Genomic DNA, 1,045 nt, shown 5'->3' with positions numbered 1-1,045 from the left:
AGGAATTTTGCGATCGCACTATTGGGGATTATCACGAACAACGTAATTTCCCAGGGGTGGATGGTACCTCGAAACTTAGTGCTGCTCTCAAGTTTGGTGTGATTGGGATTCGCAGGGTTTGGCAGGCCGCTCAGAATGCTTATAATTTGAGTCGCAGTGATGAAGCTCGCCAAAGTATCCAAACTTGGCAACAGGAACTGGCTTGGCGGGAGTTTTACCAACATGCTATGTATTTCTTCCCAGAATTAGCACAAGGACCTTATCGCCAGAAATTCCAAGATTTTCCCTGGGATAATAATCCAGAATTCTTTCAAGCTTGGTGTGAGGGCAAGACTGGCTACCCGATCGTTGATGCTGCGATGAGGCAGTTAAATCAAACCGGATGGATGCATAACCGCTGTCGGATGATTGTTGCTAGTTTTCTGACTAAGGATTTGATTATTAATTGGCAGTGGGGGGAAAAGTATTTTATGCAGCGGTTATCGGATGGAGACCTTAGTGCTAATAATGGTGGTTGGCAATGGAGTGCCTCTAGTGGGATGGATCCTAAACCATTGCGAATTTTTAACCCAGCTAGTCAGGCTAAAAAGTTTGACCCGGACGGTGAGTATATTCGGGAATGGTTACCGGAGTTGAGTTCTGTGGATACGGAGTATGTGGTGAGTGGGAAGATTCCTGAAAGCGGACGCGAAATGTGTGGGTATCCAGCACCAATTGTCGATCATAATCAGCAGCAGCGTCGGTTTAAGGAATTATATAAGGAATTGCAGTGATGCCAAGGCGTTGCTTAATAATGGAATGATTTTAAGAGTAGGTGCGCGCCTCCTAGGCCGGGGAACCCGGCCTTGGGTCGCACCTGTGGAATGGGCATCAGGCGTGGAACTGGCATCTTGTGTAGAACTGGCATCTTGCCAGTTTCCTCCTTATTTTCGAGCGGGCAGGATGCCCACTCTACTCCTATTGATTCCAAGATTCAGCAATGCCAATGCCAAAGGTGGTGCGTTACGGGGCGGATGCTGTTGGCGAAATATTTCGCGAACTTACC

Annotated in this window: 2 protein-coding genes; both read left to right on the top strand. The window is 47.6% G+C overall.

The window, feature by feature from the left end; all coding sequences use genetic code 11:
* The coding region (locus tag F6K38_RS42975; protein WP_287361033.1) for an FAD-binding domain-containing protein at positions 1–773 on the top strand (773 nt) is incomplete at its 5' end.
* A gap of 85 nt (positions 774–858) precedes the next feature.
* Positions 859–1,045, top strand: a 187-nt coding sequence (locus tag F6K38_RS42970) for a hypothetical protein (RefSeq protein ID WP_287361030.1), incomplete at its 3' end; no start/stop codon positions are given.

The sequence above is a fragment of the Moorena sp. SIO3B2 genome (assembly GCF_010692525.1).
GTDB classification, from domain to species: domain Bacteria; phylum Cyanobacteriota; class Cyanobacteriia; order Cyanobacteriales; family Coleofasciculaceae; genus Moorena; species Moorena producens.
This window is presented reverse-complemented; position numbering and strand designations above follow the sequence as displayed.